This is a genomic window from Bradyrhizobium sp. CCBAU 11386, assembly GCF_028128955.1.
GTDB lineage: Bacteria > Pseudomonadota > Alphaproteobacteria > Rhizobiales > Xanthobacteraceae > Bradyrhizobium.
The window spans coordinates 1-5,088 of the sequence record NZ_LBKA01000130.1; the positions used below are offsets into that span (position 1 = coordinate 1).

The following is a 5,088-nucleotide window of genomic DNA, read 5'->3' on the forward strand; positions in this document are numbered from 1 at the left end:
CATCTACGCGAGCCACCAAGACGAAAACGGCGCTATCAAGCAATGCAACTATTTTAGCGCCTGTGGGCGAAGGCCGGGACCCACCGCGTGATTTATCTGTAGGGATTGCTAGCCGTACCGGGCGACGAGTCTTCGCCAAACCACTCCCTGGGGTTATGGGTCCCGGCCCCCGTGCGCAATAGGCCGGGACCGACATTGGGGAGGCGGCTCAAAAATCCTTCAGCAGCCGCTCGATATAATCGAGCTCGATCTGCGGACGCGAGGTATCGCCGAGGCGGCGGCGGAGTTCTTCGAGGATGCGGCGGACGCGCTGGGCGTCGATCTCGCCGGGGATCTTGACCGTGTAGTCGTCGCCGTACTCGCGGCCGTGAAGCGGGCGACCGAGCGGATCGGTCTGATTGCCGCCGCTCTGCTGGCGGCCGGCCCGGTTGCCCGGACCATCGCCCTGCCCGTCACCATCGCCCTGCTGCATCGCCTCGGCCATCTTCTGCGCACCCTTGCGCAAGGCTTCGAGCGCCTTGCCCTGCGAGTCCACGGCACCATCCGCATTGCCCTCGCCGAGCTTTGATCCGGCATCGCCCATGGCACCGTCGGCGGTGTCCAGGCTGCCGTCATCATCGCCCTGGTCACCGTCCTGATCGCCATCCTGGCCGGGCTGTCCCTGATCGCCCTGCTGACCTTTCTGCCCCTGTTGCCCTTTCTGGCCCTTTGGTCCCTTCTGCGTGAGGCCGCGCTTGGCGAGTTCGTCCTGCAACTTCTTCAGCCGGTCGCGCAGCGCCTGCTGGTCCTGCTGGAGGTCCGACATCGACTGGTCGCCCTGCGGCTTGCCGCGCGAGCGGTCACGCCGGGAATCCTGGCCCTGCTTGTAGGTCTTGTCGCGCAATTGCTGCTGCTTGCGGATCATGTCGCTGAGCTCGTTGAGCGCCTGCTCCATGTCGCTGTCGCCGGATTGGCCGGGCTGCGCCATCTGGAGATTTTCCATGATCTGCGCCAGCTGCTCGAGCATGCGCTGCGCCGCCTCGCGATTGCCTTCGCGCGCCGCTTTCTCGATCTGCTTCAGGAGATCGTCCAGATCCCGCTGCGTAATGACGGAGCGATCGCGATTGGAGGACTGGTTTCTTTCCGTCGCGCGCTTGTACTCCTCGAGCTTCTGAATGGCGTCGGATTGGTTGCTCAGGCTGCGCCCGGACTCCTTCTGCCGGAGGTTATCGCCGGCATCCTGCATCGCCTTTTCCGCGCTATCGAGCAGCGCATCAGGATCCTGATCCTGCTGGGCAGCGACGGACGGCAGGCCTCCCAACAGGAAGGCGAGGCAGGCGATCGACGTCGCCTTCAAGACTGGCACGCGTGCTAGCTTCCGCATTTCCGGTCCCGCGTAAACTGGTTGGCCCCGTCGTCCCCCGCCTTGGCCCGGTTGCTCGCCGACTTGCGATAGGCCTGAAGCTGCTGGCGCAATGCGTCCTGCTGCTGCGCCAGTTCCTCAAGCTGCTCGGGCGTCGCGTGCTGGGTCTTTTGTCGCAGCTCGACGGCCTTGTCGAGGATGAGCTGGACCTCCGCCGGGAACGGCTGCCGGGGCCCCAGCGGATTTTGCTCGGCGCGCCGGGCGAGGTCGCGCACCTTGCCGGCCATGGCCTCGCGGAGCTTTTGCGTCAGCACCCGGATCTCGTCCTCGCTGGCGCCGCGCTCCAGCGCCCGCTTGAGCGCGTCCTGCGCCGAGCGCAGCGCGGCGTTGACGCTGCCGGCGACACCGTCGTCCTCGATGGTGACCGCGAACGCCCACATGCTCGCCACCACGTCGCGCATCGCGTCGTCGGTGCGGGCCGCCTCGAGCTGGGACGCCAGGCTGCGGAGGCCGAGATAGCAGCCGGCATCCGGCGTGAACAATTCGGGTGCGATCATCAGCGCGTCGAGCGCGGTGTAGACGTCGGAATTCCTGTTGGCATCGAGCGCGAGGATGCGGCGCTGCTCGATCAGTGCGCGCGCGAGCGGGTTCGTGAACAGCCGCTCGGGCAGGCGCATGTTGAAGGGTTCGCTTCTAGCCTCGTTGCCGGCCTCGTCCTTGGCGGTGAGCCTCAGCGTGACGTCGGCGCCGGCATAGGGGTCCTCGCTGAGGTCCTTCACCGTCTGGCCGACGCCGTTGCGGGTGCGCGCATTCGGCAGCACCAGCGGAAATTGCGGCGGCTGGAACAGCGGCCGTGCGGCAGCCTTGGTATCGGCGTCCTTGCTGCCATCCTTCGCGCCATCCTTGGCATCGGCGGGGCGCAGGCCAAATTGCGCTTCGGCGCCGGTGACGCCGTAATCGTCCTCGATCTTGTAGGAGAGCTGAAGCGCACCGCGCGCCTGGCGCTCCGGATCCTTGGCCAGCGCGATCGTCGGCGCGCGGTCCGGCGTTGCCGCAAACGCCCATTGCGGCTGGCCGGCGGGGGCGCGGACATGCGCGGTGCCGTCGCCGGTGATGGCGAAATGCTTCTCGTTGGTGCCCTTGGGCGTGGCCTCGGTGGGGGCGACCTCCTTGAGGCCGCCGGAGACCGCGACATCCAGGCTGCCGCCGGAGGAGCGCACGATCAGGGTCGAGCCGGCGGGAACGGCGAGCGGGCCGCCGGCGGGCAGCGCCGCGGCCTCCTTGTTGGCGGCCGACAGGATCACCGGCGGCTTGCCGGTGTAGAGCGGCGGGGTGACCCAGGCATCGACGCGAACATTGGTCGGCGCCAGCACGCCGTTCCAGTCGAAGGCCGCGCCGAGCCGCATCGCGCGCTCGTTGCCGGCGGCGAAGAAGGTCGCAACCAGCATCACCATGACCAGCGCACGCAGCGCCCAGGGATCGTGAAGAGCGAGCCGCGGGTGCGGCAGACCGGCACGGATGCGCTTCAGCGAGGCCAGCGTACGCTCGCGCTGCGTCTGCCACAGCGCCTTCGCGACCGGGTCCTGCGAGGTCAGCGTGTCCGTGAGCGTGGTGGCCGGGCGGTGACGGATGCCGGAGCCGCGGTCCAGCCGGCTCAAAGCTTCCTCGCGGCTCGGCCAGCGGAAGCGAACCAGCGGGAACAGGGCGGCAATCGCGATGCCGGCGAAAACGACGAGACCGATGGCGCGGGCAAGGAACGGCAGCGCCAGCCAGAGACCGGCCCAGGACAGCGCCAGGAACAGGCCGACGACGGTCAGAAGCCGCGCCAGATTCGGCCAGGCACGCTCCCACGCGATGGCATATCTCGCCCGATCGAGGGCCTGCGCCAGCTTCAGCCGCGACAGAGCGTCGCCATCGCGGATCGGGTCTGACGGGTCGGGGGTGACGCCGTTCAATCAGCTCTCCAAGTTGCCCGGTAGAGGAGAGCGTATCACAACGGCAGCACTGAGGCATCCGTTCCTGTACGGGAGAGCCCCCTTTTCCCGCATAACACGAGGACGTGACTGGCCCGCCGCAACCCCGTAATTTCCGCGCCGCCATCCACGGGACAAGCAAAAAGGGAAACGAAGGAAACGCCATGGACAAGAAGATGCACGACAAGGGCCTGGAAGTCCGCAAAGCGGTGCTGGGGGAAGCCTATGTCAACAACGCCCTGAAGAACGTCGACGATTTCAACCGCCCGTTCCAGGAGATGCTCAACGAATATTGCTGGGGCACGGTGTGGGGCCGCGAGGAGCTGCCGCGCAGGACCCGCAGCATGCTCAACATCGCGATGATCGCGATCCTCAACCGCCAGCACGAATTCCGCGCGCATCTGAAGGGCGCACTCACCAACGGCGTCACCCGCGACGAGATCCGCGAGATCCTGATGCAGGTCGCGATCTATGGCGGCATGCCGGCCGCAGTCGACAGTTTCCGCATCGCGCGCGAGGTGTTCGCGGAGATCGACGGGAAGGCATGAGGGAGCGCGTGGGTGAGGGAGGCAAGATGTGTCCCCACCGTCGTCCCGGCGAAGGCCGGGACCCACAACCACAAGCAGATGTGATTATGGGGACTCGGAGTTACCGCCTTCGCACAATGACTCCTCCCTGGGGGTATGGGTCCCGGCCTTCGCCGGGACGACAGCGGAGGGTGTGGCGCAGCTTCACCTCAACAACGAATAATCAAAACAAGGAAACACCATGGACATCGGATTCATCGGCCTCGGAAACATGGGTTTCCCGATGGCGCGGCGGCTGGTCGAGGCTGGCAACCGGCTCGTCGTGTTCGACACGCGCAAGGAGGTCGTCGACAAGCTCATCGCGCGCGGCGCGACGCCAGCGACATCACCGAAGGACGTGGCCGATCAGGTCGAGACCGTAATGGCGAGCCTGCCCTCGCTGCAAGCCTCGCTTGAAGTTGCAACGGGGACGAATGGCGTGATCGAGGGCAAGCGCGTCAAGCGCTTCATCGATCTGTCCACCGTCGGCTCGACGATGGCTTCGAAGATTCACGCCCTGCTCGCCAAGCGCGGCATCGTGCAGATCGACTGCCCCGTCTCCGGCGGCGTCGGCGGCGCCGAGAAGGGCACGCTGGCGGTGATGGTGTCGGGGCCGAAGCCGGAGTTCGAGCTGCTCAAGCCCGCGCTCGATGTGATCGGAAAGGTGTTCTTCATCGGCGAGAAGCCGGGCGCAGCCCAGACCATGAAGCTCGCAAACAATTTCCTCTCGGCCACCGCGATCGTGGCGACGTCGGAAGCGGTCGTCATGGGTGTGAAGGCCGGGCTCGATCCCGCCGTGATGATCGACGTCATCAATGCCGGCTCGGGCATGAACACCGCGAGCCGCGACAAGTTTCCGCGCGCGGTGCTGCCGCGCACGTTCGATTTCGGCTTCGCCACGGGGCTGATGGTGAAGGACGTCCGCCTCGCGCTGGAGGAAATGAAGCAGCTCGGCCTGTCGATGGAGGTCGCGGATGCCGTGGGGCGCCTGTGGGAGACGGTGATCAGCGCGGAAGGCGCCGAGTCCGATTTCACCGCGGCGATCAAGCCGATCGAGAAGAAGGCGGGGGTTGTGGTTGGTGGGAAGACGGGTGGTTTGGCGGGGAAGTAATCTCCGTTGTCGTCCCGGCGAAGGCCGGGACCCATACCGCGGAATCTATCGATTGTGGGCGGTAGGAGTACCGAACGACGAATCTTCGCCAAACTC

The 5,088-nt window shown here is 66.4% G+C and carries 4 protein-coding genes; 2 read left to right on the plus strand and 2 right to left on the minus strand.

Going from position 1 to position 5,088, the window contains the following annotated elements; all coding sequences use genetic code 11:
- Nucleotides 1-208: 208 nt before the first annotated feature.
- Complete coding sequence (locus XI09_RS08970) at nucleotides 209-1,363, minus strand: DUF4175 family protein (protein WP_271566516.1); 1,155 nt, start codon at nucleotides 1,361-1,363, stop codon at nucleotides 209-211.
- Entirely contained in the window at nucleotides 1,351-3,297 is a 1,947-nt protein-coding gene (locus XI09_RS08975; protein ID WP_271566517.1) for a TIGR02302 family protein, read from the minus strand. Before XI09_RS08975 ends, XI09_RS08970 begins: the two co-directional genes overlap by 13 nt.
- Nucleotides 3,298-3,479: 182 nt before the next feature.
- Here XI09_RS08975 and XI09_RS08980 point away from each other — a divergent pair, with 182 nt between their 5' ends.
- A complete protein-coding gene (locus tag XI09_RS08980; RefSeq protein ID WP_271566518.1) occupies nucleotides 3,480-3,863 on the plus strand; it encodes a carboxymuconolactone decarboxylase family protein in 384 nt (127 codons plus the stop codon).
- A 220-nt stretch (nucleotides 3,864-4,083) separates the two neighbouring features.
- Nucleotides 4,084-4,992, plus strand: a complete 909-nt coding sequence (locus XI09_RS08985; protein ID WP_271566519.1) for an NAD(P)-dependent oxidoreductase — start codon at nucleotides 4,084-4,086, stop codon at nucleotides 4,990-4,992.
- Nucleotides 4,993-5,088 lie beyond the last annotated feature (96 nt).